Raw genomic sequence first — 26,703 nt, 5'->3', positions numbered from 1 at the left:
GCCCGTGCTCTCGACCGAGCTTGCGGAGCTGAAAGCTTATATGGCCGCCAATCCCGGTGCTGTGATCGAGGACGTCGCGCGCGAGCGCAAGGTCACGCCGCGCGCGGTGCTCGAGGCGCTGCCGGACGGCATGGTCCGGATCGGCGCCGGCGAATTCGCAGCCGCGATGCAGGACATCGCCGAGTGGGGCGAGGTGACGCTGATCGTGCACACTGAGGATGCGATCTTCGAGTTCACCGGCGCGATTCCGACAGGTGAGGTCGGTCGCGGCTACTTCAACCTGATACAGCCGAAAGGCCTGCACGGCCATCTCCGTCACGACCGCTGCGCGGCGATCGCCTTCGTCGAGCGTCCGTTCATGGGTAAGGCGTCGGCGTTCATCGCCTTCATCAATTCGGCCGGCGGCTTCATGTTCAAGGTGTTCGTCGGCCGCGACGAAACGCGCGCGCTGCGCGGCGACCAGCTCCGGCGCTTCCACGCGCTGGCAGATCGGCTGTTGCCAAGAATGGGCTGATAACCGGATAGGGACGGGAGGCGATCATGTCGCAGCGATGGCTCGGGCGAAGCATCTGGACGGTAGCAGTCGCCGTGCTCGGCGTCATGCCACCTGATGTGAGCGATGCTGCGACCGACACCGCACTGCTGCCGCGCAATCTGTCGCCCTGGGGCATGTTCCAGAATGCCGACATCGTGGTGAAGGCCGTGATGATCGGGCTCGCCTTCGCCTCCCTCGTCACCTGGACGATCTGGCTCGCCAAGACCGTCGAGATCAGGCGCAAGACCGCGATCGTCAGGCAGCGGATCGGCCTGCTCGAGCGCGATACCCGGCTTGCCGAGGTCGAGCAGGCGAGCCGCGACGGCAGCGATGCAGTGGCGCAGATCATCCGGTCCGCGGCGCGCGAGGCGACGCTGTCCGGCGGCCTGTTCGATGATGGCCTCAAGGAGCGCATCGCGCTCCGGCTCGAACGGGTGGAAGCGGCAATGTCTCGGCAGATCGCGCGGGGCACCGGCGTGCTCGCCACGATCGGCGCCACCGCGCCGTTCGTCGGCCTGTTCGGCACGGTCTGGGGCATCATGAACGCCTTCATCGGCATCTCCGAGGCCCACACCACCAATCTCGCGGTGGTCGCGCCGGGCATCGCGGAAGCGTTGCTGGCGACCGCGCTCGGCCTGGTCGCGGCGATCCCGGCGGTGGTGATCTATAATCACCTGACGCGGGTGATCGCGGCGCATCGCGCGCTACTCGGCGATGCCTCCGCGATGGTGATGCTGCTGGTCAGCCGGGAGGGCGATCGCAGCCTGCTTCGGCTGGCGCATGCGGCGGAGTAGGAGATGGGCGCGAAGCTCGGCTCCAGCGGCGCGCTCGGTGGCCGGCGTCGCACAGACGACGAGCTCGTCGAGGCGCACGAGATCAACGTCACGCCGTTCATCGACGTGATGCTGGTGCTGCTCGTCATCTTCATGGTGGCCGCGCCGCTCGCCACCGTCGATCTCGGCGTCGACCTGCCCGCCAGCACCGCCGAGCCGCAGCCGCGCCCGGATAAGCCGGTGTTCGTCACCGTGAAGCCGGATCTCTCGGTCGCGGTCGGCGAGGACGTGATCACGCGCGATGCGCTGACAATGACACTCGACGGTGCCACCCAGGGCAACCGGGACGAGCGCATCTTCCTGCGCGCCGACAAGGCGGTCAGCTACGGCGACCTGATGGAGGTGATGAATCTGCTGCGCAATGCCGGCTATCTCAAGATCGCGCTGGTCGGCCTCGACGGGCGAAGCTGATGTCGATGAACGCCTTTGCGCTGCACGACACGGGCGATGAGGCTGGGCTGCGTTGCTGGGGCCTCTCGGCCGTTGCGATCCTCGTGATACATGCTGCAGTCATCGCGCTCGGCCTGACCTGGGCGTCCGCGCCGCCGCCGGGCGTCGCGGTGCCGACTGTCCTGGTGGACCTGACGCCGATCACTTCGGCGCCCGAGATCACGCCCGCAGAGAAGCCGCCAGGCCCCGTCATGCAGGAAGCGGATGCCGCGCCGCCGGAGCCCATGGCTGCGCAGCCCGTGCAGGAGCAGATCGCGCCGACACCGCCGCAGGAAAAGCCCGACGTGGTCGCGCCGCCGGAGCCGACGCAGCAAGCCGCGCCGCCGAAGGCGGAGCCTGCGAAGGTTGCACCTGAGCAGAAGCCGGCACCGGTGAAGCCGAAGGTGGTTCGCCGCGAGGCCAAGCATCCGTCGGATTCTGTGCCCGCGCCGCGCACCAGCGCGCCGTCGCGCGCCGAGCGTCGGGCGCCGATGGCGTCATCGATTAGCGCAGGTGCATCCGCATCGGCAGTCGCCGCCTACAACCAGCGCGTCCGCGCGCATCTGATGCGCTTCCACTCCTATCCGCCCGGCAGCAACGGCCAGCGCGGCGTGGTCCATTTGAGCTTCACGTTGGGACGCGGCGGACAGGTGCTGTCGAGCCGCCTCAGCGGCTCTTCGGGCAATGCGACCTTCGATGCACGGGCACTGGCGATGGTTCGCCAGGCCCAGCCGTTTCCGGCGTTTCCGACGGAGATAACGCAAGGTTCGATGGCCTTCAGCGTGCCGGTCGCCTTTGTGCCGAGGTAGTGCGGATCTACTCGGTCTGCGCAATCCCTCTCACCGTCACCCTGAGGAGGCTGCGAAGCGGCCGTCTCGAAGGGCGACGGCCCGACTGCGGCCGTGCATGCTTCGAGGCTCGCTTCGCTCGCACCTCAGCATGACGAAGATGGAGTGTGCCCGCTCCGATCTGATGACCGCTTGGCTACTCCTTCACCGCGCCGGTCAGCGACGACACGTAGTAGTCGACGAACAGCGAATAGAACAGCGCCACCGGCAGCGAGCCGAGCAGCGAGCCTGCCATCAGCGCGCCCCACTGATAGACGTCGCCGGTGATCAGCTCGGTCAGGATCGCGACCGGAACGGTCTTGTTGGCGCCGCTCTGGATGAAGGCGAGCGCGTAGATGAACTCGTTCCAGGACAGCGTGAAGGAGAAGATGCCGGCCGAGATCAGGCCGGGCACCGCGAGCGGCAGCGTGATCCGCCGCAGGATCTGCAGCCGTGTTGCGCCGTCGACCAGCGCGCATTCCTCGAGCTCGTAGGGGATCGACTTGAAATAGCCGATCAGAAGCCAGGTGCAGAACGGCACCAGGAAGGTCGGATAGACCAGGATCAGCGCCATCGGTGAGTCGAACAGGCCGAACTGCACGATCACGGTGGCGAGCGGAATGAACAGGATCGACGGCGGCACCAGATAGGCGAGGTAGATGCCGAGGCCGACATAGGGGCTGCCGCGGAAGCGCAGCCGCTCGATCGCGTAAGCGGCGAGCGTCGAGGCGAACAGCGACAGGAAGGTCGAGCCGATCGCGACCACCATCGTCGTCTTCAGCCAGCGCGGATAGTCGGTGTCGAACAGCAGATGCTTGATATGCGCGAGCGTCGGCGAGGTGATCCAGAACGGGTTGTGCTCCTTGTAGTTCAGCAGCTCCGCGTTGGGTTTGAACGAGGTGATTGCCATCCAGTAAAACGGAAACAGCAGGATCACGACGAAGCAGGCCAGCGGCAGATAGATCATCACCGCGCGCCGCGCGCGGGAATCCCATGCCATCGTGTCGGGCGTGGCGCTGCCGACGTTGCTCGATTGGGCTGCGACGTCAGTCATTGGCTTCTCCCTGCTGCCATTTGCGGCGTGCGAGGCCGAAGTAGCTGAACAGCGTCGCGAACACGAGGAACGGGATCATCGACACCGCGATCGCTGCGCCCTCGCCGAGCTCGCCGCCGGCGATGCCGCGCTGGAACGCCAGCGTCGCGAGCAGGTGGGTCGAATTGACCGGACCGCCGCGGGTGATGGCGTAGACGAGCTGGAAATCGGTGAAGGTGAAGATGATGGAGAACGTCATCACGATCGCCAGGATCGGCATCATCATCGGGAAGGTGATGTAGCGGAAGCGCTGCCAGGCAGTGGCGCCGTCGAGCATCGCGGCCTCATAGAGCGAAGGCGAGATGGTCTGCAATCCGGCCAGCAGCGAGATCGCGACGAACGGGATGCCGCGCCAGATATTGGCCGCGATCAGCGAGAACCGCGCCGGCCAGGGCGAGCCGAGAAAATCGACGTTGGTGGTGCGCCAATGCAGCACGTCGACGAGGACGTAGGAGATGATCGAGAATTGCGGATCGTAGATCCACCAGAAGGCCAGCGCCGACAGCACGGTCGGCACGATCCACGGCAGCAGCACGATGGCGCGGATCAGGCTCTTGAGCGGGAAGTGATTGTTGAGCAGCAGCGCCAGCCAGAAGCCGAGCGCGAACTTTCCGAAGGTCGCGACCGCGGTGTAGAAGATGCTGTAGAACACAGCGCTCCACCACAAGGGATCGCTCAGCAGGTACTGGAAGTTCTCCAGCCCCACATAGACGCCGCCGCGGCCGATCGTGGTGTCGGTGAAGGCGAGCCAGATGCCGAGGCCGAGCGGATAGGTCAGGAACACCGCGAGCAGGCCGATCGCGGGCGTGAGGCACACCACGACCAGGAACGGTTTATAATCGAACAGGCGCATCAGCCAGTTCGGCTGGCGCAGCGCCATTCCTCGCGATGGCAGGGTCGTTACAGACATTGAATACTCGTGCGCTGTCGTCATTGCGAGGAGCCAACGGGTCCGGCCGTTGGCCGGCCCGATGATAAACTCCGCTGACGAAGCAATCCATTCCTCCGTTGCGGCGCTATGGATTGCTTCGTTTCGCTCGCAATGACGGTTGATCCAGATGCGTTCAGCTCAGCGGCGGAAGTATCGCTTGGCCCGCCGCTCGGCTTCCGCCGCGGCGGCTTCCGGCGTTGCTGCGTCGGTTGCGACCGATGCGCACATCTGCACCAGGACGTAGTCGGCGTTGACGGCGCCGGTCGCGGTCGAGATCGGCCCCTTATAGCCGTTGTAATAGGGGCTCTTCATCGTGTCCTTGAAGATCGCGACCTTGGGATCGCTCGACCACACCGCGGCGTCGGCATAGGCGGCCAGCGGCTGCGACCAGTAGCCGGAGTTGGCGTTGAGCCACGGCTCGTATTGCTCGTGCTCCAGCATGAATTGCAGGAACGCCTTCGCCGCATTGGGGTACTTGCTGTGCTTGAACACCATCGCATTCAGGGTCAGGCCCGACATCGGGGAGGTCTGCGCCAGCCCCTTGATCAGGAACTGATGCTCGGTGTCGTCGGCGATCGCCTTGGTCGCGGGGTCGTTCTTCAGCGAGAAGTACAGCGAGACGCCGTTGGCGGTCAGGCCGATCTCTTGCGACGAGTAGGCGCGGTTGTTGGAGACATCGTTCCACGACGGCGTGCCGGCAATGAAGGTCGGATAGAGCTCCTTCAGGTATTTCAGCGCGGCGATCGTTTCCTTGCTGTTGATGATGATATTGCCTTCCTCATCCAGCAGCGCGGCGTTGTGCGACCACAACAGCCAGTTGGCGAAGCCGTTGCCGTCGCCGACGGCGTTGCCGAGCGCGAAGCCGGCGGGCTTGCCGGCCGCCTTCAGCTTCTTGCAGAGCTCGAGGAAGCCAGCGTGGTCTTCCGGCACCTTGTCGAAGCCGGCGGCGTTGACCAGCGACTTGCGGTAGACGAGAGGGCCGCCGGAGGCGCCGAACGGCAGCCCGATCCAGGTCTTGGACTTCGAACGCATGCCGTAGCGCCGCGCCAGCGCCAGCCAGCCGCCATAGCGCTTGTCGAGATAGTCGGCGACATCGGTCAGCTCGACCAGCTTGTCGACATAGATGTGCGGTGCGTCGCCGAAGCCGATGATCATGTCGGGGCCGGCGCCGGAGTTCGAGGTCACGGCGGTCTGCTGGTTGATGTCCTCCCAGCCGACGAAATCGACCTTGATCTCGACGCCGGTCTTGTCGGTGAATTTCTTGGCATTGGCGCGGAACACGTCCTCGTCGGCCTGGACGAAGCGCACCGGCCGCAGCATCCGCAAGGATGCGCCCTTCTCGATCGGCAGCGACGGGGCCGCTGCGTCGGCGGCCTTCACCTTCGACGCATCCTGCGCCGACGCGCCGGTCGCAACCAGTGCTGCCGCGGAAACCCCCAGCGCCAAGGCGTCGCGGCGCGTAATCTCGGTCTTCATCTCGTTTCTCTCCTTGTTCTTATGTTTCCTTCCCGGCGTTGGCCGCCAGTGAAGGTTCTCATTTGTTCCGGCGCGCCCTCGCGCAAGCCCGAGCCCATCCCGCATGCGAATGCGGGATGGCTGGTCGCGCGACGGCGCTTCGACGCCGCCTAGCTGTTCGGACCGCGATCCATGCTGACAGGCTGCCAGCGGCGCAGCGCGGTGTTCTGCAGCACCGACGGATTGACGCAGCTTACCGGCCACATGCCTTGCAGCACTAGTGACAATTCGTAGCCCACCCGGCGCTTGCGCGCCTCGTCAAAACGTGCCGAGGCCGACGCGACATGGGCGGTCAAGGTAACATTATCCATCCCGAGCATCGGGTTGTTGTGCGACGGCGGCTCCTTTTCCAGCACGTCGAGCGCGGCGTGGGCGATCCAGCCCTCCTGCAACGCCTTGATCAGCGACTCCTCGTCGACGGTGGCGCCGCGCCCGGTGTTGATGAAGACGGCCGATTTTTTCATCTGGCGGAAATGCTTCTCGGTCAGCATGTGATGCACCTCGGGCCGCGCCGGTGCGTGCATCGAGACGAAATCCGATTGTGACAGCACCTCCGACAGCGTCGCCGGGATCACGCCGTGGTCATACATCAGCGTTTCCTGGATGAATGGATCGTAGGCCATCATCCGCAAGCCGAACGGAGCGGCGCGTTTCGCCACCGCGCGCGCAACCCGGCCGAAGGAAATGAAGCCGAGCGTCTGCCCCATCAGGCGGGGAATCTTCAGCAGCGCCGGCCGGCCTTCGGCCCAGCGGCCGGTACGCACCATCTTGTCCTGCTCGATCAGGCGGCGGAAGCCGGCGAGCAGCAGCATCATGGCGTGATCGGCGACTTCCTCGATGAAGGTGTCGGGGATGTTGGTGACGGGGATGCCGCGGGCGGTGGCCGCCTTTACGTCGACCGAATCGACGCCGACGCTGCCGAGCGTGATCACCTTGCAGTTCTCCAGCGCGTCAATGATCGCTTTGGTGATCGGCATGCCCTTGGCGTAGATCGCATCGGCGGTCCTGGCCGCGGCGATGAATTCCGCCTCGTTGGCCGGAGCCTCGACAATCTCGGCGCCGATCGGATCGAGCGCCTCCTTTTCATAGTCGTAACCGCCGCCGGCGACCGTGAAGCTCGCGCCCTTCGGCGTGACCACTCTGAATTTCGACATTGCGTGCTCCCGATGTGAGTCTTCTGTTCTTTGTTGCTCGTTGTTCTTGCTTGGCTTCTTGCTTGGGCCACGGCCTTGCGCCGCCGCCATCTACGTCTACGCGACTTGAGTGGCTCCTCCACAATTGCCGGTTGGTCCGCGCTCTGATTCTCCGGGCTACTACGGGGAACCTCCGTAACCAACAGGTAAAGGCTCTCACATTACGGTGTGCGGAATCAATCCACCAATCGCGCTGCGTTTCCCGCCCGGAGATCCCCGTGAAGCTGTCAAATCTGAAGATCACCCCCAAGCTCGGCATTCTGGTGGGGGTGACGCTCCTTGGTCTGTGCACGGCTGGCATCCTCGCCGGCTACCTCATGCAGCGTGAGATGGTGAACGCGCGTTTCGAGCAGAGCAAGGCGATCGCCGAAATGGCGCGCAACATGGCGATCGGGCTGCAGAAGCAGGTCGATGCGGGCCAACTGACCAAGGACGCGGCGATCGCCGAGTTCGGCCGTCGCGGCAACACGCTGAGCTATGACAACGGCTCCGGCTATGTGTTTGCCTACACGATGGAAGGCGTCACAGTTCTTGCTCCGGACCCGAAGCAGATCGGCCAGAATCGCCTCGATGTTGAAACCAACGGCCGCAAGCTGGCGCGCGAGTTGCGCGACGGCGTAGCCGCCAAGGGCGATGTCACCTTGCGCTATGAATATATGAAGCCGGGCCAGGAAGTGCCGATCCGCAAGCTGTCCTACGCGGTCGCGATCCCCGGCTGGAACATGTTCGTCGGCACCGGCGTCTATCTCGACGATCTCGACACCAAGATGCGGCCGATCATCTGGCTGCTCGGCCTCGCGATCGTCGGCATCGGCATCATCTCGGGATCGGCTGCCTGGCTGATCGGCCGCAGCATTTCCCGGCCGCTCAACCTGCTCGGCGCCCGGATGCGCGACATCGCGGACGGCAAGCTCGACGGCGAGATTCCCGGTGTCAGCCGCGGCGACGAGGTCGGCGCGATGGCGGCAACCGTGCAGATCTTCAAGGACAATGCGGTCAAGATCCGCGACCTCGAGCAGGCCGAGGCCGCGAGCCAGGCCCGCGCCGCCGCCGATCGCCGCTCGACGATGGAGAATATCGCCGACGATTTCGAGCGCAGCGTGAATGGTATCGTCCGCTCGGTGGCCTCAGCCGCCGCCGGCATGCAGACCACCGCGCAATCGATGACCGCGACTGCGAGCGACGCCAGCGCGCGTGCCGCGACCGTCGGTGCGGCGTCCGACAGCGCATCCAACAATGTCGGTACCGTCGCCGCCGCGGCCGAAGAACTGTCCAGCTCGGTTGCCGAGATCGCCCGTCAGGTGGCGCGCTCCAGCGAGGTCGCCAGCCAGGCGGTGGCCGATGCCGAACGCACCAACGCGACCGTGCAAGCGCTCTCCACGGGAGCCGAGAAGATCGGCGAGGTGGTCAAGCTGATCCACTCGATCGCGGCCCAGACCAATCTGCTCGCGCTCAACGCCACCATCGAGGCGGCGCGCGCCGGCGAATCCGGCCGCGGCTTTGCGGTGGTCGCCTCCGAGGTGAAGGCGCTGGCCAACCAGACCGCGAAGGCCACCGAGGAAATCTCCGCCCAGGTCGCGGCGATGCAGGCCTCCACCGGCGAGGCGGTGACCTCGATCGGCGGCATCACCGCGACCATCGCTCAGATGAGCGAGATCACCGTCTCGATCTCGGCCGCGATCGACCAGCAGGGCGACGCGACCCGCGAGATCGCGCGCAACATCCAGCAGGTCGCGGCCGGCTCCAGCGAGATCTCGGCGCATATCGGCGGCGTCACCACCGCAGCCGCGGCGACCGGCACCGCGGCAAGCGACGTGCTGTCGAACGCTCGCGAGCTCGACACCCAGTCCGGCATGCTGCGCAACGCGGTCGACGAATTCCTGCAGAAGGTCCGCGCGGCGTAGAGCCGGCGCCGCATACGTCATTGCGAGGAGCTCGCGACAAAATTGCGAAGCAATTTTGCGCTGAAGCGACGAAGCGATCCATCTCTCCCCAAGCGGAAGGATGGATTGCTTCGCGGAGCCTGTCATCGGGCGCGCATTCGCGCGACCCGTTGGCTCGCAATGACGGCGAGTGCGGTCACTGCTTCTCGATCCCGGCGTCGGTGATCAGCTTCTCCCATAGCACGAGCTGTTCCTTGAGGAAGCCATCGAACTCCTCCGGCGTGCCGGAGAACGCCTCCATGCCGCGCTCGGCGAGCTGGCTTTTGATGTCGGGCCGTTCCACGATCTTGCGGATTTCGGCGTTCAGCTTGACGACGATGTCTTTCGGCATGTTGGCGGGCCCGAGATAGCCCTGCCACGAGGTGATGTCGAAGCCCTTCACGGTTTCGTCCATCGTGGGCAGGTCCGGCAGCAGCGCGGACTTCCGCTTGGTGGTGACGGCGAGCGGTTTCAGCGCCTTGGCGTTGACGTGCGGCAGCCCGGTCGGAACGTCGATGAACATCATCGAGATCCGGCCGGCGATCACGTCGGTCAACGCCGGCGGCGAGCTCTTGTAGGGGACGTGCAGCAAGTCGATGTCGGCGAGGCGGGCAAATGTCGCGCCGGACACGCTCGCCGATGAGGAGCCGCTGGCATATGAGTATTTGCCAGGCTCCTTCTTGGCGAGCGCGATCAGCTCGGCGACCGAATTGGCCGGGATGTCCGGATGGATCACCAGCATGAAGGGCAGGTCACCGGTCCGTGCGATCGGCGTGAAATCCCTGATCGGATCGTAGCTCATGGTCTTGAGCAGATAGGGATTGGCCGAATGCGTCGTGTTCGTGGTGACGAACAGCGTGTAGCCGTCGGGTGCCGAGCGGGCCGCATAGCTCGCCGCGATCGAGCCGTTGGCGCCGGCCCTGTTGTCGATCACCATACCGACGCCGAGCGCAACCCCGAGCTCCTTGGAGATCAGGCGCGTCGTGGTGTCGGTGCCGCTGCCGGCGGCGAACGGCAGCACCAGCGTGATGTTGCGGGTCGGATAAGGTGCTTCGGCGGAGGCCGAGGCGGCGAGCGCGACGACGATGGGCAGTGCGGCCGCCACGCACGAGTATCGTCTCAATTCCAAGATCATGTCGTCGTCCCCCGCGCTGGCCGTGAACAAGCCCATTGCGGCCGAAGCTAGCCCGGCCGCAATGGTTGCGGAAGGCGTGCAGGGAGCAGCTTTTCGCCGCATGTCCGCTTCCGGACGCGGGTGAAGACTCTACGATCCCGCTGGGAAGACCTGTGCGACATGAAAAGCCTTGGTGGTGATGAGCCACCTGCCGTCGATCCGATGAAACACCAGGTGGTCGATGAAGCCGGTTTGCCCCGCCCTGACGCGCACCTTGGCGATGGCCAGATCGGACGCGGTCTGGTCGATGCTGATAATGGCCTCATCGCGCGGCGATTTCATCGACGCCGGCGAGGGACGGCTGCGGATGAAGTCGCGGAATTCCGCGGCCGACCGCACCGTGTGCTTGCCGTCCCGGATGCCGTGCACGATGCAGGCATTGGAGAAGACGTCGCGGAACCGGCTATCGTCGACGTCATACATCAGGTTGAAATATCCATCGATCGCGGATGCGATGGCCTCAATGTCGCTCATTGCAAACACTCCGTAGCGGATGATGTGGCCGTAGCTTCACCGGATCGAGCCGGTGATCTGTGCCGACAGTGGCCGATATGGTGGCGGAGTGCTACGACTGGGCGGTCATCTCTTGGATGACTGAGAGGCATCGATATGGACGAAGTTGACGGTCGGCTGGTTGGCGGCCTGGTGGTGCTCGCGGCGGTCGCAGATGCGCGCAGCTTCGGCAAGGCCGCCGAACGCCTCGGCATGACGCAGTCCGGCGTCAGCAAGGCGATCGCAAAGCTCGAGGCGCGCCTCGACGCCAGGCTGGTCCACCGCACCAGCCGCGCCGTCGAGCTCACCGAGGAAGGACGCGCGCTATACGAGCGGGTGGCCGCGCATCTGGCCGGGATCGGCGAGGCGGCGGCGGAAACCTCGAAATCGCGGGATGCGGTCCGCGGCAGGCTGCGGGTCAATGTGGATGCGCTGTTCTCACGCATGGTTCTGGCCCCGAAGCTGAACGAATTCCTGCGGCGGAATCCGGAGATGGAGCTCCGCATCGAGACCCGCGACCGCATCGCCGACCTCGTGAGCGACGGCTTCGATCTGGCGGTGCGCTTCGGCGAGCCGGCACCCTCGGCGCTGATCGCCCGCCGGCTGCTCGAGGCCCGGGTACTCACCGTCGCTGCGCCGGCCTATATCGCGCGTCACGGGCGACCGGCGCATCCGCGCGATCTGGCGAGCGACGCACATCAATGCATCCTTGCGATCGATCCATCGACCGGGCGTCCGTTCGATTGGGAGTTCTGCCGGGGCAGCGAGGTGGTGCCGGTCGCGGTCAACGGGCGGCTCACCGTCACGGAGTCCGGGACCAAGCTCGGCGCATGCCTGGCCGGGTTCGGTATCGCGCAGGTCATCGACCTCGGCCTTGACGACCACCTCGGAAGTGGAGCGCTGATCGACCTGTTTCCGGATTGGCCCGACGAACGCTTCCCGCTCTATGTCTACTATCCCTCGCGCAATCATGTGCCGGCCAAGGTGAGGACCTTCATCGACTTCATCCTGGATAACCTGACCGCAAAGCCCCGCGCCCATCCGCCGCGTAAGTCGGCCGGCTTGCGTAAGGCGTGTTAGGCTGAAGTCGTAGTCCGCCATTCCCGTCGCGGAAGTGCGGCAGGCTGCGCTTTACCCGCCCCTACGGTGCTTCCGTCGTTGCTAGCGCTTGGCGGATCCCTGCCGCGAGGCGATCACGACGCCGGCGAGCACCAGCGCGTATCCGATCAGGTGAAACAGCGCGAGCGTCTCGCCGAGCAGCAGGATGGCCATGGACGAGCCGAACACCGGCACCAGGTGGAAGAACGGCGCGGCGCGGTTCGGGCCGATCAGCGCGATGCCGCGGTTGAAGAACAGATAAGCGAGGGTGGACGGAAAGATCAGCACGAAGCCCAGCGTCGCCATGGTCAGAAGGTCGAACTGCAGCCGCGCGCCGCTTGCGAACTCCCAGGATGCGAACGGCAGCAGCAATAGTGCGCCACAGCAGGTGGTGAAGGAGATCAGCGAGAGCTGGTGGATCCTCGGCCGGCGCGGGATCAGGGCCGAATAGAGCCCGAACGACACCAGCGAGGAGCCGAACATGATGTCGCCCCTGTTGAAGCTGATGCTGGCGAGCGCGGAGAAATCGCCGCGCAGGATGATGGTGAGCACGCCGGCCAGCGAGATCGCGATGCCGGCGAGCTGCGCCGGCGTCAGCCGGACGCCGAACAGGATCAGCGACCACAGCGCCACGAACAGCGGCCCGGCCGACTGGATCAGGAGCGCATTCAGCGCCTCGGTGTACTGCATCGCCCAATAGGAGATCGCATTGTTGAACGCGAAGCCGGTCGCCGACAACAGCAGCATCAGCGGCAGCGCGCCGCGCAGCTTCGGCCAGTCCTGCTTGAGATGCGGCCAGGCGAACGGCAGCAGAATCAGGAAGACGCCGATCCAGCGGATCGTGGTCAGGGTGATCGGCGGCACATGGCTGCCGACATGCCGCGCCAGCACGATGTTGGCGGCCCAGAACAGCGACGTCAGGCTGAGCAGCAGATAGGGCTGGTTGTTGAGCCAGCGCAACGGCGAGCGATGAACGGGAGGAGCGGCGGGCAAAGCGCGGAGGTCGGCCATTATTGGCTGATGTTGTGCCCGAATCTGCCGCTGCGGCAAGACGAAAGAGCGGATTGGTGCCATGCGCGGCCGCAGTCACCGATGTCATCACCCGCGCATGCGGGTGATCCAGTTCTCCAGAGCCATCAGCGAAGATTCGAGACCGCGCAGCGTACTGGTTACCCCGCTTTCGCGGGGGATGACACGGTCACTCGGAGCATCGGCCTGCATCCTGCTTGCGCCGGCTATTTCTGCGGCCCCGACAGCGAGATGTCGCGCTCGGCGCGGAAGACGTTGCCGTAGAGATTGGCAATCCATTGCCGTCCGGCCGAGGTGATGTTGAGGTGGCGGATCGCCTTCTGGACATGGGGCGCGACGCTATCCCAGTAGAACTGGGGATAGAGATTGACGAGGTCGGCCGGCGAATTGTAGCCGAGCTCGCGGTTCAGCCCGGCTTCCTCGAACTCCAGGTAGAGCGCGTTGGCCTTGCGGATGTAGTTGGGATCGCCGAGCTGGCCGATCAGGTCGGCGGCGCGCAGCAATGCGGCGTCCTCGTCGAAGGCTTCGTTGTCGTTCGGGGCGCTCAACGGAAAGCGCGTGCCCTCGATGGCGTGTGCGATCCGTCCCCGGTCGAGCTGGGCGATGCCCTTGATCCGCTCCATCACGAACATCTTGGAGCGGTCGACGTGATAGGGCATCAACGCGGCATCCGATGCGCCGCGCGGCAGCGTGATCTTGCGTCCGTCGGCGGCGATGAGATAGCCGTCCGCGTCGTCGGCCTCGAACAACCCGCGCACATAGCCGATGTCGTGCATGAGGCAGGCGATAATGACATGGGCATAGTCCTCCGCGGTCATGTGCGAGTGCAGCGCGCGCCCGCGCAGGATGTCGTGGCCGGCCAGCGTCACCAGCATGGTGTGCTCGACATTGTGAAAGAGCGCATCGCTGTTGCCGATGCATTCGATCGCGATCCGCGCGATCGAGGGCACCATTTCGACGAGCTGGGTCTGCGACGTGCCGAACCGGCGCTGCATGTACTCGCCGAGGAATTTGCCGAGAGCGTCGGCCGCAAGTTCCGGAAGGGTCATCATGGCCCTGACCTCCGCGTTCGCACCGCCTGCAAGCAGGGGGTCCGCAACCCCATTCTAGCGTAGCGCCGGCATGTGACATAGTCTTTGCGGCTGGATCGCGGCCCCGGTCCGAACTCGCAATGACGGGTGGGACGGGCGCTCAGGCTGACGGGTTTGACAGCGCCGCGACCGCTGCGTGGCAAGCGCGCTGCACCAGCCGGCAGGCGTCATCTCTCGACCGCCCCGCGCTGAGCGAGGCGAAGGTCGGATAGCTCGTCAGCGTGAAGAGCAGGTCGGCTGCATCCTTGCGGGCTTGGTGTGAGGTACCCTTCTCCGCGATGCGGTCGACCAGCGCCGTGAAGATCTTGCGGCGGCGCTCGTTGCGGCCACGCACGGCCTCGGCGAATTCGGGATCGGTCACCATCGCGTCCTGCAGCCGGCCGATCGCCGAATCCCGGCTCCAGAACGCGGAGAAGATCTCGACGATGCGGTCGAGCGCGGCGCGCGGGTCGGCCATCGCCATGGCGTCGGCGAGCTGATGCAGTCCGCCCGCTTTCGCGATCCCGTCGAACACGGCTTCCAATAGCCCGCGCCGCGAGCCGAACTGGTTATAGACGGTCAGCCGCGTCACGCCGGCTGCCTTCGCCACCGTGTCCAGCGAGAACCGGGCGATGTTTTCCTCGCGCAGCGTCCGCGCCGCCGCCTCGATCACGCGGTCGCGCGTTTCGGCGGCGGCCGCGTTGCGCACCGAACTCACATAACTGCGCGGCGGCATTCGTTTGCCTTGCTTTCGTCGAATTGACTATACATCATGTATATCTAATTTGCTAACGTATGTTTCTGTCCCGATCTTGGAGCGACATCATGCAGACCGTCCTGATCATAGCGCTGTCCCTTCACATTCTGTCATCGGTGTTTTGGGCCGGCTCGAGCTTCACCCTGGCGCGCACCGGCGGGTTGGGCGCCGAGAGGCTGTTGGTCCCGCAGATCGGCGCCGCCACGGTGGCGATCGTGACCGGTGCCACGCTGTGGCATCTGGTTCATGAAGGCTCGTTCGCGCTGTCCGAGCAAATCCTGGTGGGCGGAGCGATCGCAGCGCTCGCCGCAGTCGCGGTGCAGATCATCATCGGCGGCGGTGCAGTGAGGCAGTTGCGCAATGCCGCGGGCGACGCGTCAGCGGCACGTTCGCGCCTTGCGGTCGCCCAGCGCATCGCGGCCGGGCTGCTCGCCATCACCGCGCTCTGCATGGGCGCGGCACGCTATGCCTGATCCTGTCTTGCCTCTCCCGCTCGCGGGCAGGGCTATCGCATATGCCGCCTTGGGCGGCTGCGCACATACTCGGCCTCGTGGTTCGAGACGCGCCGCAAGCGGCGCTCCTCACCATGAGGGTCTACTATTGTGCCGCAAAACAAGACCTCATCCTGAGGAGCCCGCCAAAGGCGGGCGTCTCGAAGGATGGCCGTAGGGCACTTTTCTCCCAAATGCGATTGTCCTGCGCTCGCGGAGAGATCGCTGGGCCGAAGGGCGCAGCGGGCGGGGTGCTTCCTTCACGCAATGATGCCTCGCAAGGGGCGGGCAGCGGCGCTGCATAATTTCGGAATATTAGAAATATAAACCTGATTTGCCCGACAGGTCAAGCTGCCTTGTCGAGCGCCGGCAGCCGGCCGGCCGCTCCTTTGCATGGGGTTGTTTTCGATATTTTGGCCGCGCGCGCCTGCGGTGGCGAGCTACTCCACCACCGCACGCCTGTCTAAAACTTCCGCACCAGGTCGGGCGTGATCTCCTTCAGGCTGCGGATGCCGAGCAGGGCGAGGTCGCGGTCGATCTCGGCATGCAGCAGCGAGATCGCGCGTGCCACACCGGCCTCGCCTGCGACCACAGCGGCGTAGAGGAACGGGCGGCCGACCCACACGAAGTCGGCGCCGAGCGCCAGCGCCTTGATTACGTCGGTGCCGCGGCGGATGCCGCCGTCCACCATCACGGTCATATCGCCCTTTTGTGCCGCGATCTCCGGCAGCGTGCGTAATGCGGAGACGGTGTAGTCGAGCTGGCGGCCGCCATGGTTGGAGACCATCACCCCGTCGCAGCCGTGCTCGCGCGCCAGCCGCGCGTCCTCCGGCGAGATCAGCCCCTTGACCACGAGCTTGCCGGGCCAGCGCTTGCGGATCAGCTCGACATGCTTCCAGGCGAGCTGATCGCGGTTGCCGATATTGCGCATCAGGTTCTTGGAGAGCACCGGCGGACCCTGCTTGGCGTCCATGTTCTCGAAATGCGGCATGCCATGATTGAACACCGTGCGCGCCCACGTGTTCAGCAGCCAGTCCGGATGCGTGATGGTGTCCCAGAAGACCCGTGGCGTGATCGCAAGCGGCACCTGGAAGCCGTTGCGGATGTTGTTCTCGCGGTTCGGCGGCACCGGCACGTCGGCGGTGACGACGAACGTGTCGTAGCCCGCGGCCGCGACGCGATCGACCAGCGGCTCGATGCGGGCGTCGACACCGGCGAGATAGGCCTGGTACCAGGCCTGAGGATTGGCGGCGCGGACGTCCTCCAGCGTGATCAGCGACGACGCCGACAGGATCATCGGCACGTTGGCCGCGGCAGCGGCGCGCGTCAGCACGATGTCGCCGCGATAGGCGCAGAGCGCAGACGAACCCATCGGCGGAATGCCGAATGGCGAGGCGTAGGTCTTGCCGAACAGCGTCGTGGTCTGGTCGCGGCCGGAGACGTCCTTCAGCACCCGCGGCACGAAGCCGTATTCGTCGAATGCCTTGCGATTGTCGGTGCGCGCCGCGTCGGTCTCGGCGCCGCCAGAGATGTAGCCGTAGAGGAATTTCGGCAGCAGCCGGCGCGCTTGCGGCTCGAAATCATCGAGCGTGAGATAGCGCCGCAGATGTCTCGGCACGGCGCTCGTGGCGCGGGTCACGGTGACGGGAGGCGGAGAGGGCGCGGTGGTCCGGTCGTGCACGTTGAGCATTTCCGTTGTTCTTGGTTCTTGATGGCGCAGCCTAGCGCATGATCCGGAACAGTGTGAAGCGGTTTTCCTCGCGGCAAACGCGGGAGCGTTTGCGCGGGAGATCATGCGCAAACAAAGCGCGATGACGATGCAGTCTCATCGCGCTTTAGCGCCTGCCGCCGGGCCCGACAAATCTCTCGTTGAACTTGTTGACGGACTGGCTGACGTCGCCGAGCGTCCTGCGGGTCTCGGCGATGAAGACGCCGGACTTCTTGTCGAAGCTCTGGATCAGCTCGCGCAGCGAGATCACGGTCGGCAGCAGCTTGCCGCCGTATTTCTCGCTGCCGAGGCTGTTGATGAACTTGTCGGTGGCGGTGATCTTGTCGTCGACCGCGTTGACGCCGGTCTCGGCGGCATCGACGAAGCTCGTGACCAGCTCGCCGTTGCCGGACAGCGAGCTGGTGAAGTTCTCGAAGCCTTGCAGCGTGTCCTTGACCGCGGCCTCGTTCTCGATGATGGCACGGTCGACGTTGCCAAGCGCGCGGCGCAGCTTTTCCGGCACACCCATCGTGCCTTCGGGATCGGCGGTCAGCTCCGGAATGCCGTCCGCGCCGCGATCCGGAGGGGGCGCTGCGTCGGTGCCGCCGGTGAAGGAGATCGCCGCAATCCCGGTCAGGCCCTGGAATTCGAGGCCGACCTCGGTGTCCTTCCTGATCGGCGCGTCGTTTTCGATCCGCGTCATTGCGACCACGCGATGGTGGTCGAGCCTGATCGAGACCACCTCGCCGATCCGCACGCCGGCGAAGTTCACGCTGCCGCCGCGGCGCAGACCGGAGGCCGAGCCCTCGAAGATCACGCGGAACGGCACCTGCCGCTTGATGCCGGCATAGCGCTGATAGCCGAGCCAGCCGATCAGCGAGCCCGCGATCAAGGCGAGCGTCAGGGTGCCGATCATCACATTGCTGGCGCGCGCCATTGCTTAAGACCTGTTCGCGAAGCGGGCCTAGAGATAGCGGATTTTCGGCCGGTCGTCACCGCGCCGTCGTATCATCCGTGCGCGGGAATAAAGGATCACGCGGACTGCTTCCGGGATGCCGCGAAGACGCCAGCCAGCACCAGGGCGAAACCGATGAAATGAAAGGCCTGCGGATGCTCGCCGAGGAACACGATCGACATCACGGTGCCGAACACCGGAACCATGTGGAAGAACGGCGCGGCGCGGTTGGCGCCGATGAGCTGCACGCCGCGGTTGAAGCAGATATAGGCCACCGTCGAGGGGAACACTGCGACATAGAACAGCGAGAGCAAGTTGCCTGACGTGAGCTGCATCACCGGGCGCGCATTGAGTTCCCAGATGAAGAACGGGACCAGAAACAGAGCACCGCAGCCGAACGTGAAGCAGGCGACCGACAGGCCGTGGATGTTGGGCCGCTTCAGCGTCAGCACCGAGTACAGCGCGAAGATGATCAGCGCGACCGTGAAGATCAGATCGCCCTTGTTGAACTCGATCTTCGACAGCGTGGTGAGATCGCCATGCAGCAGGATCACCAGCACGCCGCAGAGCGACAGCAGAACGCCGAGCGCCTGCGCCACCGTCAGCCGGGCGCCGAGCAGGATCAGCGACCACACCGCGACCACCAGCGGCGCCGCGGATTGCAGCAAGAGCGTGTTCAGCGCCTGGGTATGTTCGAGCGCCCAGTATTGCAGGGTGTTGAAGGCGCTGATGCCGGTGATCGACAGCAGCATCATGATGCCGAGCTTGCCGCGGATCGCGGCCCAGTCGCGCACCATGTGCTTCCAGGCAAACGGCAGGATGATCAGGAACGCCGCGGTCCAGCGCAGGAACGACAGCGTCACCGGCGGAATATGTCCGGCTGCGAGCCGGCCGACGATCGCGTTACCGGCCCAACACATCGCGGTGATGCAGAGCAGAAGATACGGCTGGTTGGCGATCCAGGAGCCGGATGCAGGCGTTGTGGCGGATTCGGAAGCGGACATTCAAAGGACCGGGTTGACGACGCCGCGGTCCGCCCGGCGCGCAACCGCCGGGCCGGATTGGACTCCCCGGCTCACATCACAGACACGGATTTTGGCCTGCCATCAATGGGACCTGACGCATCGCGACCATGCACAATCCGCGAGGGATTGCGCTCAATCCGCATTGCGCGGCGCGCCCTGGCGCTTGACGATCTGCTCGACCAGTTGGACCAGCATCCGCCTTGTGTCGGGGTCGCGCAGGTCGCGGAACAGCCGTAACAGCCTCAATTCAAGCAACGCCTCGGCCGGTATGGCGTCGGTCGAATCCGGTGCGCACATCCGCGCGCCGTCGCGGCCGTTGGCGACCCCCAGGGCGGTGGCGACCTGCATCAGCCGACCACCGCCGGCCGTGCTCTTGCCGCGGCCGGCTTTCGCAGGCCGCTCCGCAACCGTCGTGAGCACCTCCGCAAGATCGTCCGGCGACAACCCGATTGCGCGCCAGCGCGCCTTCACGAATTGATCGATTTCGCGGGATCGTCCTGTCATCGGCAACTCGCCCTGGTGGCGCGCTTCTTGAACATGGGAATCACCTTGGGACGCTCGGCGTCCTGGTCGGCGCGCTGCAAATCCTTCGGATATGCGAAATCATCGCAGAACCACGGAAATGATCGCATGCCATTCATCCGGCCTGCACCTTATTACCAAGATGACGCGCGAATGCAATCAGGGAGCGATTGGTGAGGCGAATCCAACCCGAATACGTGGCCTCGACCGGAGCGGACCTCACAGGTCGATGATTCCGAGCGCGATGCTCTTTGCGACGCCGTGGGTCTTGTTGGAGGCGTTGAGCTTGCGCAGCGCCTGTTTGACAAAGCCTTCCACGGTCTCTGGCGAGATACCGAGGATCTGCGCCGTATCAGCAACCGTCTTGCCGCGGGCGGCCCAGGCCATCACCTCCTTCTCGCGGCCCGTGAGGGTGATGGTCTCCGCGGCGTCGGCAGGCTTCAGAATCGCCGGTGCGTTCCGTTGGTCGCGATTGACGATATCCATCGCCCGCTGCACCCAATACACCATGAGCAGATGCAGCTCATGCCGGTGGCAGAGGAACAGCTTGTCGAATGCGCGCGGCTGGTCTTCCCAGAAGAACACGGTCGAGCTCGAATGGATGGCGCCGAGCCGGTCGCGGTAGTGGAAGGGCACGACGAGGCCTTGCTGAAAGCCGTGATCGTGCGCGGCGTCCATCATCTTGAGCTCCGGAGGGCGCTTGCGGCCCTGCCGCTCCGGCAGCTTCAGGGTGCCCCAGTGAAACGGCGTATTGGTTCGCCGCACCCGCGCCAGCGCCGGATCGCAATGGACGAAATCGTTCTGCAAATAGGTCCGCTCCCAAGCCGGAGGGTGCGTGCCAGTATAATAGGGTATGTCGAGTTCGGGGCGGCCAGCATCTATGAAGGTGAAGCCTGAGAAGCCGTAGTTCTGGATGATCCGGTGCAGCGATGAGCGAAGCTCGTCTATCGTTTGCGACGTCTCGATGCTTGAAATCGCTTCTTCCAGGCCCATCGCCTAAAACCCCCGATATTGGGGGTACCATAACTACGCCTTTTTGTCCCAGATGTCGCGGAATCTGGAGGCAGAGCAATGTCGCACCCTTTGGAGGCGTATCACGCCCTCATCACAACTGAAGAGCGCGATCCGGCCTGCGTTGAGGCGATGCTCAGGCTGCGCAAGCGTCTGTTCGTCGACCAGCGTGGCTGGCTGCTGACCACAACCGGCGACGTCGAGCGCGATCAGTTCGACACCTGGTATACCGAGCACTGTCTTCTGTTCTTTGGCCCGGAGCTGGTCGGCGGTTTCCGCGCGATCCGCACCGATCATCCCTATCTCACCGAGTCGGTCTTTCCGCAGCTTGCGGTCGGTCGCTTCCCCAATTGCGCCGATGCCTGGGAGATCAGCCGCTTCGGCGTGCTGTCCGGCGCTGCAAACGCGCATGTCGGACGATTGAACTACGCGTTGATGTTTCGCTTTGCCGAATTGCGCGGGGCCGAAGCGTTGGTGGCGATGGCCGATCCCGCCTATGAGCGCTTCCTCACGCGCATGGGCATCCACACCCGCCGCTACGGCCCGCCACAGGTGATCGGCAACGATCGCTTCGGCCGCCCGCTGCGGGCGCTCGCCGGCGAGATCCCGCTCAACCCCGCTGAAAACCCCCGCCTGGCCGGCTTCCTCGACCTTGGACGGCAACTGGAGATCCACGATGCCACACATGTTTTCGGACGTTCGCGCATTCCGGCACGATCCACTCCGGTTCCTGCTTGAACGCGGCAATGCTGCGCCGCTGGGGCTGGAGCCGCTGCATCTTGGTCCAAGTCCGGTTTTCCTCGTCACCGATCCGGATCTGATCCGGCCGATCCTGAAGGCGCCAGAGACGGAGATCGGCAAGGGGCGGCTGATCAAGAAGCTGACGCCGGTGTTCGGTCGCAGCTCGCTGATGCTGCATGGCGACGAGCACAAACGGCGCCGCGCGGTGCTGCACAAGCACATGGCGAAGGGGAGCGTCGAGCGGTATCTGCCGCAGATGTGCGCCGAGATCCGCGCCGTAGGTGCCAAGCTGGCGCGAATGGGCTCGTTCGATCCACATACTTTCACCGCCGCGTTGGCACTGCGCACGATCTGCATCGCCGTGTTCGGCACGCAAGTGATCTCCTCCGGTGACGAAGAGGCGCTGGTGCAGGCGGTCGGCATGATCGAGGATGACCTCGCGGACGACATGTTCCGCGTAATGCCGGTTGGTCCGATCGGTTGGCACCGACGCAAGCAGCGGCGGAAGTTCGCCAAGCTCGCGATGTCGACCGTGGTCGAGAGGCTGCGCGAGCGCGCCCGTGCAACGAGCGCCCTGAAGGAATTCGAGCAACTCGGCCTTTCCGATCAGGACCTGCACGACGAAATCCTGACGCTCCTGCTTGCAGGCCATCACACGACGGGCACCGCTGCCGCCTGGGTGCTGTACCACATGGCGACCGATCCGGAGCTGATGGATTCAATCGCCGGCGAGGCGGAGCGCTGCCTGGACGACAACGGCGAATTGCGTCCCGACGCGGTGCGTCGCGCTGATGTCAGCGCCACGCTGGTGAAGGAAGTCTGCCGACTCTACCCCGGCGCCTGGTGGTTCTCCCGTGAGGTGATGCAGCCCGTGACAGTCGGCGGGCGTGAGCTGAAGGCCGGTACCTCGCTGTTGATCTGCCCCTGGCAGTTGCAGCGCGATCCGCGGCATTTCGAGGAGCCTGATCGCTTCCTGATGACGCGGCGCTACAACACCGACGCCTACATCCCGTTCGGAGCCGGTCCGCGCGCCTGCGCCGGGATGGGGGTTGCGATGCTCGAGCTCCAGCTCCTCGCGCTCGAGATTGCCGCGGCCTATCGCTTCACCGGTGTCAGCCCGAACCCGGCGCCTTGGCCGAAAGCGTCAGTGACGCTGATCCCGCCGCCCATGAAGATCGAGATCGAAGTCAGGCAGGCGCGTGCCGGCGTCCTGCATTTCGATGAGATGCATCCGATGCCCTACCTTCCACCGGTCGGCGTACCCTCCGCCGCCACATTGCAATCGCTGTCCCAATGACGACGCATCTACGACTAGTCAGCAACAGGCAAGGGGATATGAATGAAGCGCACGCGCGCCGGCTGCGCGATGTCATCGCTGTGCTGACGCAGCAGCGTGGTATCGCGATGGCCGCGGGCGCGACCTTTGCCGCACATCTGCTTGATCTTGCGATCATGCAGATCCGCCTCAACGTCAACGACATTTCGGAAGAGGAATTGTCGGGGCTCTCCGACTTCATAGGCGCTGAGCTCGCCGACGACAAACCTTCGCATTGATCCAGGCAGGGCGAAGGCTCACCCCCGCGTCGCCACCAGCGCCTTCATCCTGGCGCCGGCGGCGACCGCGGCGTCGTTGGGATCGATCTCGATCTGCAGGCCGCGCTGCCCACCGTTGACGAAGACGGTGACATGGGTAAGCGCCGATTCGTCGATCGCGGTCGGCACAGGCTTCTTTTGCCCGAACGGGCTGATGCCGCCGACGTGGTAGCCGGTCAGGCGCTCGGCGTCGGCCGGGCGCATCATCTTCGCGGACTTGCCCTCCATTGCGGCGGCGAGCTTCTTCATGCTGAGCTCGCAGTCGGAGGGCACCACGGCGCAGACGGGCTTGCCGTCCACCTCCGCCATCAGCGTCTTCAGCATCCGGTTCGGCTCGACCCCGAGCGCCTCCGCGGCCTGCAAGCCGATGCTCTCCGCATTGGAATCGTAGACATAGGTGTGGAGCTTGAAGGCGAGGCCAAGCTTCCTCAGGGCCATCGTCGCGGGTGTCGCATTGGGCATGGATCGAGCCGGTTAATGGAAGTCGATGATCGTCGCAATGGGGGCGACGATCAACCAAGGACAGGATTTCCCGCAGGCAGCACCAACATTAAATTCGCGACAGCCTGCCGCCGGCTCGCGCGTTCCGGAATTTTTAGGGGATATCAAGGGGTTGGACCCCACCCAAAAGGGTTAGAACGGCCCCTTCTTGCTTGCGCAGCCGAGCCGCTTCCTTTATCCGGTTAGGCGCCTTGCGTGCAGACGGCTGAGGCCGTGATTTGGGCTGGGCGCATGAACCGCATGATCGCTGTGGGTGGACGCGTTTTCGCCGCGATCATGGTTTGAGGAACACCTGAAGGGAACAGCTTCGAAATGGCCAATGTTGTCGTCGTCGGCGCCCAGTGGGGCGACGAGGGGAAGGGCAAGATCGTCGACTGGTTGTCGGAACAGGCCGACATCGTCGTGCGCTTCCAGGGCGGCCACAATGCCGGCCATACGCTCGTGATCAATGGCGAAACCTACAAGCTGGCGCTGTTGCCGTCCGGCGTGCTGCGTCCGAACAAGCTTGCGGTGATCGGCAACGGCGTGGTGTTCGACCCGCAGGCCTTCCTCGACGAGGTCACTAAGCTGAAGGGGCAGGGCGTCGCGGTCGGTCCCAACAACCTGCGCATCGCCGAGAACGTCACCCTGATCCTGCCGCTGCATCGCGAGCTCGACGCGCTGCGCGAATCGAGCAACGCCATCACCTCGATCGGCACCACCCGCCGCGGCATCGGCCCGGCCTATGAGGATAAAGTCGGCCGCCGCGCTATCCGCCTGATGGACCTCGCCGACCTCGACACCCTGCCGCACAAGATCGAACGGCTGCTGGCGCATCACAATGCGCTGCGCCGCGGCCTCAATCTGGAGGAGATCGACGGCAAGACCATCCTGGCCGAACTGTCGGCGATGGCGCCGAAGCTGCTGCCCTATGCCGAAACGGTGTGGCGGCTGCTCGACCTCAAGCGCCGCGAGGGCAAGCGCATCCTGTTCGAGGGTGCGCAAGGCGCGCTGCTCGATGTCGACCACGGCACCTATCCCTATGTGACCTCGTCGAACACGGTGGCGGCGCAGGCTGCGACCGGGACCGGACTTGGGCCGGGCGCCGTCGGCTATGTGCTGGGTATCTGCAAGGCCTACACCACCCGCGTCGGCCAGGGCCCGTTCCCGACCGAGCTGAATGACGAGATCGGCGAGGAGATCGGCCGCCGCGGCCGGGAGTTCGGCGTCAACACCGGACGCAAGCGACGGGTGGGCTGGTTCGATGCCATGCTGGTGCGACAGACCGTGCGGACCTGCGGCATCGCCGGACTGGCGCTGACCAAGCTCGATATCCTCGACGGGTTCGACACCATCAAGGTTTGCATCGGCTACAGGCTGGACGGCAAGGAGGTCGACCACCTGCCAGCCGGCGAGGGCGCGCAGGCCCGGGTGGAGCCGATCTACGAGACCATCGAAGGCTGGAAGCAGCCCACCGCCAATGCCCGGTCCTGGGCGGACCTGCCGGCCCAGGCCATCAAGTACGTCCGCCGGGTCGAGGAACTGGTGGGGTGTCCGATCGCCCTGCTGTCCACCAGCCCGGAACGTGAGGATACTATTCTGGTACAGAATCCGTTCGAGGCTTAACGGGATATTACCTATATCCCACCAATTGTGTGGAAATGGCTGACTACTACCCGCTGATTGCCCGTGCCATCGCCGGATTGGACCCCAACGCTCCCGGCGAAAGCCGCCGCGCGCTCTATGAGCGGGCGCGGGCGGCACTGATCCAGCAGCTCCGCGGCGTGCAACCGCCGCTTTCCGAATCCGAGATCACCCGCGAGCGGCTGTCGCTGGAGGAAGCCGTCCGCAAGGTTGAAGCCGAGGCTGCCCAGCGGGCCCGCGACGCGGCCCGCCCGGGCGGCGGACGCGGCGATACCTTCCGTCGCGCCAATGCCCGCCCGCCGGAGGCCAATTCCGCCGCCGGTGCGCCGCCTCCCGCACGGCCGCGCCTGTCCAATCCGCCGCCACCGGATCCGCGCCCGCGCAACCAGCGCTCCGATGCGCCGCCGGTCCCCCCGTCGCGGCCGCAGTCCCCGCCGGCGCCGCCGCCAGCCGACGCGCAGGTGCCGCCGACCCGCGAGCGGCCGGGCGCGCCGCGCCGGGCCGAGGGTGCGCCGCCGCCGGTACCGCCCGCAGCGCCGGGTGTCCGCGGCTTCCGCGACATCACCGCCGATGCCGACGATCTCGGCCGCGCCGCGGCGCAGGCCAGCCGCAACGCGCGCAAGACCTACGCCAACGTGCCGTCGCCCTCGCCGGAATTCGACCGGCTCGAGCCGAACATGGAGAACCGGGGCGCCGATCCGGATGCGGAGTTCTCCTATGACGAGCCGATCGAGGAGGCCGAGCGCTACGCGCCGCCGCAGCAGCAGCGGAAGCGGACCGGCAACGCCGATCGCGAGCCGAAGAAGCGGATCCGCACCGGCTCGTTGTTTCCGTTCAAGACCGCGATCGTCATCGGCATCATCTTGATTCTGGTCGGCACCGGTATCCTCCTGCGCCAGCAGGCGATGTCCTATGTGACCAGTCTGTTCAAGCCGTCGCAGACCGCGGTCGAGGCGCCGAAGGATGCCTCGGCGCCCGCGGTGAAGCCGAAGATCGCCGACCGCGTCGGCCAGCCGTCGGGCGAGCCGGTCGCTCCGGTGGCGCAGCGCGTGGTGCTCTATGACGAGGATCCGTCCGATCCGAAGGGCAAGCAATATGTCGGCTCGGTGGTGTGGCGCACCGAACAGGTCAAGGCATCGGGCAACCAGCAGCCCGACATCGCCGTGCGCGCCGACATCGACATCCCCGATCGCAAGTTCAAGATGACGATGTCGTTCCGCCGTAACACCGACACCTCGCTGCCGGCGAGCCACACCGCGGAGTTGACCTTCATCCTGCCGCAGGACTTCGCCAATGGCGGCGTCGGCAATGTGCCGGGCATCCTGATGAAGTCCAACGAGCAGGCGCGCGGCACGCCGCTCGCCGGGCTTGCGGTCAAGGTCACCGACGGCTTCTTCCTGGTCGGCCTCTCCAATGTCGACGCAGACCGCTCGCGCAACCTGCAGCTCCTGAAGGAGCGCTCCTGGTTCGACGTCCCCCTGGTCTACACCAACCAGCGCCGCGCCATCATCGCGATCGAGAAGGGCGCCCCGGGCGAGCGTGCCTTCAACGAAGCGTTCGCGGCATGGGGGGAGTAAGGGGCTTTGCGCCTCTTGCCGTTCGTCGTCGCTCGGACTCGTCCGGGCGACCCAGTAT

At 65.3% G+C, this 26,703-nt stretch carries 28 protein-coding genes; 12 read left to right on the top strand and 16 right to left on the bottom strand.

From position 1 onward, the window contains the following. Positions 1–4: 4 nt before the first annotated feature. The 4 genes from hutX to P6U25_RS32020 all read left to right on the top strand — a co-directional run bounded on the left by hutX (position 5) and on the right by P6U25_RS32020 (position 2,606). The gene (hutX, locus tag P6U25_RS32035; RefSeq protein WP_407148733.1) at positions 5–514 is read left to right on the top strand and encodes a heme utilization cystosolic carrier protein HutX; all 510 of its coding nucleotides are present in this window, start codon (positions 5–7) and stop codon (positions 512–514) included. Between the two features lie 86 nt (positions 515–600). After that, positions 601–1,329 carry a tonB-system energizer ExbB gene (gene exbB, locus P6U25_RS32030; protein ID WP_407152671.1) on the top strand — a complete coding sequence of 243 codons (729 nt, stop codon included), beginning with the start codon at positions 601–603 and terminating at the stop codon, positions 1,327–1,329. A 3-nt stretch (positions 1,330–1,332) separates the two neighbouring features. After that, positions 1,333–1,779 (top strand): TonB system transport protein ExbD, encoded by a 447-nt coding sequence (gene exbD / locus P6U25_RS32025; RefSeq protein WP_407148732.1) that lies wholly within the window; start codon positions 1,333–1,335, stop codon positions 1,777–1,779. Further along, positions 1,779–2,606 carry a TonB family protein gene (locus P6U25_RS32020; protein ID WP_407148731.1) on the top strand — a complete coding sequence of 276 codons (828 nt, stop codon included), beginning with the start codon at positions 1,779–1,781 and terminating at the stop codon, positions 2,604–2,606. Before exbD ends, P6U25_RS32020 begins: the two co-directional genes overlap by 1 nt. 175 nt (positions 2,607–2,781) lie before the next feature. On the opposite strand, the gene P6U25_RS32015 is transcribed toward P6U25_RS32020, so the two are convergent. The 4 genes from P6U25_RS32015 to P6U25_RS32000 form a co-directional block, all read right to left on the bottom strand. Then, positions 2,782–3,624 carry a carbohydrate ABC transporter permease gene (locus P6U25_RS32015; protein WP_407152670.1) on the bottom strand — a complete coding sequence of 281 codons (843 nt, stop codon included), beginning with the start codon at positions 3,622–3,624 and terminating at the stop codon, positions 2,782–2,784. A gap of 46 nt (positions 3,625–3,670) precedes the next feature. After that, positions 3,671–4,627, bottom strand: coding sequence for a carbohydrate ABC transporter permease (locus P6U25_RS32010; protein ID WP_407148730.1), 957 nt, complete (start codon positions 4,625–4,627; stop codon positions 3,671–3,673). Positions 4,628–4,786: 159 nt separating this feature from the next. Beyond that, on the bottom strand, positions 4,787–6,124 hold the full coding sequence (locus P6U25_RS32005) for an ABC transporter substrate-binding protein (protein ID WP_407148729.1): 1,338 nt from the start codon (positions 6,122–6,124) through the stop codon (positions 4,787–4,789). 149 nt (positions 6,125–6,273) lie between these two features. Further along, positions 6,274–7,317, bottom strand: coding sequence for a C-terminal binding protein (locus tag P6U25_RS32000; protein WP_407148728.1), 1,044 nt, complete (start codon positions 7,315–7,317; stop codon positions 6,274–6,276). A 257-nt stretch (positions 7,318–7,574) separates the two neighbouring features. On the opposite strand from P6U25_RS32000, the gene P6U25_RS31995 reads away from it, so the two are divergent. Continuing rightward, a complete protein-coding gene (locus tag P6U25_RS31995; RefSeq protein WP_407148727.1) occupies positions 7,575–9,260 on the top strand; it encodes a methyl-accepting chemotaxis protein in 1,686 nt (561 codons plus the stop codon). 175 nt (positions 9,261–9,435) lie between these two features. On the opposite strand, the gene P6U25_RS31990 is transcribed toward P6U25_RS31995, so the two are convergent. After that, on the bottom strand, positions 9,436–10,413 hold the full coding sequence (locus P6U25_RS31990) for a Bug family tripartite tricarboxylate transporter substrate binding protein (RefSeq protein WP_407148726.1): 978 nt from the start codon (positions 10,411–10,413) through the stop codon (positions 9,436–9,438). A gap of 129 nt (positions 10,414–10,542) precedes the next feature. Continuing rightward, complete coding sequence (locus P6U25_RS31985) at positions 10,543–10,926, bottom strand: nuclear transport factor 2 family protein (RefSeq protein WP_407148725.1); 384 nt, start codon at positions 10,924–10,926, stop codon at positions 10,543–10,545. A gap of 135 nt (positions 10,927–11,061) precedes the next feature. On the opposite strand from P6U25_RS31985, the gene P6U25_RS31980 reads away from it, so the two are divergent. Continuing rightward, entirely contained in the window at positions 11,062–12,024 is a 963-nt protein-coding gene (locus P6U25_RS31980) for a LysR substrate-binding domain-containing protein (protein WP_407148724.1), read from the top strand. 81 nt (positions 12,025–12,105) lie between these two features. On the opposite strand, the gene P6U25_RS31975 is transcribed toward P6U25_RS31980, so the two are convergent. The 3 genes from P6U25_RS31975 to P6U25_RS31965 all read right to left on the bottom strand — a co-directional run bounded on the left by P6U25_RS31975 (position 12,106) and on the right by P6U25_RS31965 (position 14,877). Beyond that, positions 12,106–13,053: a DMT family transporter gene (locus P6U25_RS31975; protein ID WP_407148723.1), complete on the bottom strand. Its 948-nt coding sequence runs from the start codon at positions 13,051–13,053 to the stop codon at positions 12,106–12,108. A gap of 224 nt (positions 13,054–13,277) precedes the next feature. Next, positions 13,278–14,123, bottom strand: coding sequence for a metal-dependent phosphohydrolase (locus P6U25_RS31970; RefSeq protein WP_407148722.1), 846 nt, complete (start codon positions 14,121–14,123; stop codon positions 13,278–13,280). A gap of 139 nt (positions 14,124–14,262) precedes the next feature. Next, positions 14,263–14,877, bottom strand: a complete 615-nt coding sequence (locus tag P6U25_RS31965) for a TetR/AcrR family transcriptional regulator (protein WP_407148721.1) — start codon at positions 14,875–14,877, stop codon at positions 14,263–14,265. A gap of 89 nt (positions 14,878–14,966) precedes the next feature. On the opposite strand from P6U25_RS31965, the gene P6U25_RS31960 reads away from it, so the two are divergent. Further along, positions 14,967–15,371, top strand: a complete 405-nt coding sequence (locus P6U25_RS31960) for a hypothetical protein (RefSeq protein ID WP_407148720.1) — start codon at positions 14,967–14,969, stop codon at positions 15,369–15,371. A gap of 481 nt (positions 15,372–15,852) precedes the next feature. Here the strand turns inward: P6U25_RS31960 and P6U25_RS31955 are convergent, their stop codons facing one another. The 6 genes from P6U25_RS31955 to P6U25_RS31930 all read right to left on the bottom strand — a co-directional run bounded on the left by P6U25_RS31955 (position 15,853) and on the right by P6U25_RS31930 (position 20,592). Further along, positions 15,853–17,007, bottom strand: coding sequence for an alpha-hydroxy acid oxidase (locus P6U25_RS31955; protein WP_407152669.1), 1,155 nt, complete (start codon positions 17,005–17,007; stop codon positions 15,853–15,855). Positions 17,008–17,224: 217 nt separating this feature from the next. Continuing rightward, positions 17,225–18,034, bottom strand: coding sequence for an MlaD family protein (locus tag P6U25_RS31950; protein ID WP_407148719.1), 810 nt, complete (start codon positions 18,032–18,034; stop codon positions 17,225–17,227). Between the two features lie 95 nt (positions 18,035–18,129). Then, positions 18,130–19,056 carry a DMT family transporter gene (locus P6U25_RS31945; protein ID WP_407148718.1) on the bottom strand — a complete coding sequence of 309 codons (927 nt, stop codon included), beginning with the start codon at positions 19,054–19,056 and terminating at the stop codon, positions 18,130–18,132. 153 nt (positions 19,057–19,209) lie between these two features. Further along, positions 19,210–19,581 carry a hypothetical protein gene (locus tag P6U25_RS31940; protein WP_407148717.1) on the bottom strand — a complete coding sequence of 124 codons (372 nt, stop codon included), beginning with the start codon at positions 19,579–19,581 and terminating at the stop codon, positions 19,210–19,212. Continuing rightward, entirely contained in the window at positions 19,578–19,709 is a 132-nt protein-coding gene (locus tag P6U25_RS31935) for a hypothetical protein (RefSeq protein ID WP_407148716.1), read from the bottom strand. The genes P6U25_RS31940 and P6U25_RS31935 overlap by 4 nt, the downstream gene beginning before the upstream one ends. A 109-nt stretch (positions 19,710–19,818) precedes the next feature. After that, complete coding sequence (locus P6U25_RS31930; protein ID WP_407148715.1) at positions 19,819–20,592, bottom strand: LuxR family transcriptional regulator; 774 nt, start codon at positions 20,590–20,592, stop codon at positions 19,819–19,821. Positions 20,593–20,670: 78 nt separating this feature from the next. Between P6U25_RS31930 and P6U25_RS31925 the strand changes: the two genes are divergently transcribed. Genes P6U25_RS31925 through P6U25_RS31915 form a run of 3 tightly spaced genes read left to right on the top strand, consistent with a single transcriptional unit; the run spans position 20,671 to position 22,905 of the window. Continuing rightward, positions 20,671–21,348 carry an acyl-homoserine-lactone synthase gene (locus P6U25_RS31925; protein WP_407148714.1) on the top strand — a complete coding sequence of 226 codons (678 nt, stop codon included), beginning with the start codon at positions 20,671–20,673 and terminating at the stop codon, positions 21,346–21,348. After that, complete coding sequence (locus tag P6U25_RS31920; protein WP_407148713.1) at positions 21,287–22,648, top strand: cytochrome P450; 1,362 nt, start codon at positions 21,287–21,289, stop codon at positions 22,646–22,648. The genes P6U25_RS31925 and P6U25_RS31920 overlap by 62 nt, the downstream gene beginning before the upstream one ends. A 38-nt stretch (positions 22,649–22,686) precedes the next feature. Further along, positions 22,687–22,905: a hypothetical protein gene (locus P6U25_RS31915; protein ID WP_407148712.1), complete on the top strand. Its 219-nt coding sequence runs from the start codon at positions 22,687–22,689 to the stop codon at positions 22,903–22,905. 18 nt (positions 22,906–22,923) lie between these two features. Here the strand turns inward: P6U25_RS31915 and ybaK are convergent, their stop codons facing one another. Beyond that, positions 22,924–23,406: a Cys-tRNA(Pro) deacylase gene (gene ybaK / locus P6U25_RS31910; protein ID WP_407148711.1), complete on the bottom strand. Its 483-nt coding sequence runs from the start codon at positions 23,404–23,406 to the stop codon at positions 22,924–22,926. Positions 23,407–23,757: 351 nt separating this feature from the next. Between ybaK and P6U25_RS31905 the strand changes: the two genes are divergently transcribed. Both P6U25_RS31905 and P6U25_RS31900 read left to right on the top strand, forming a co-directional pair. Beyond that, positions 23,758–25,050: an adenylosuccinate synthase gene (locus P6U25_RS31905; RefSeq protein WP_407148710.1), complete on the top strand. Its 1,293-nt coding sequence runs from the start codon at positions 23,758–23,760 to the stop codon at positions 25,048–25,050. A 35-nt stretch (positions 25,051–25,085) separates the two neighbouring features. Then, entirely contained in the window at positions 25,086–26,645 is a 1,560-nt protein-coding gene (locus P6U25_RS31900; protein WP_407148709.1) for a hypothetical protein, read from the top strand. Positions 26,646–26,703: the final 58 nt, after the last annotated feature.

Origin of the sequence: Bradyrhizobium sp. ORS 86 (assembly GCF_045571475.1) — a bacterium.
Lineage (GTDB): Bacteria > Pseudomonadota > Alphaproteobacteria > Rhizobiales > Xanthobacteraceae > Bradyrhizobium.
The sequence above is the reverse complement of the archived record's forward strand: the minus strand, read 5'-3'. Positions and strand labels throughout refer to the sequence as shown.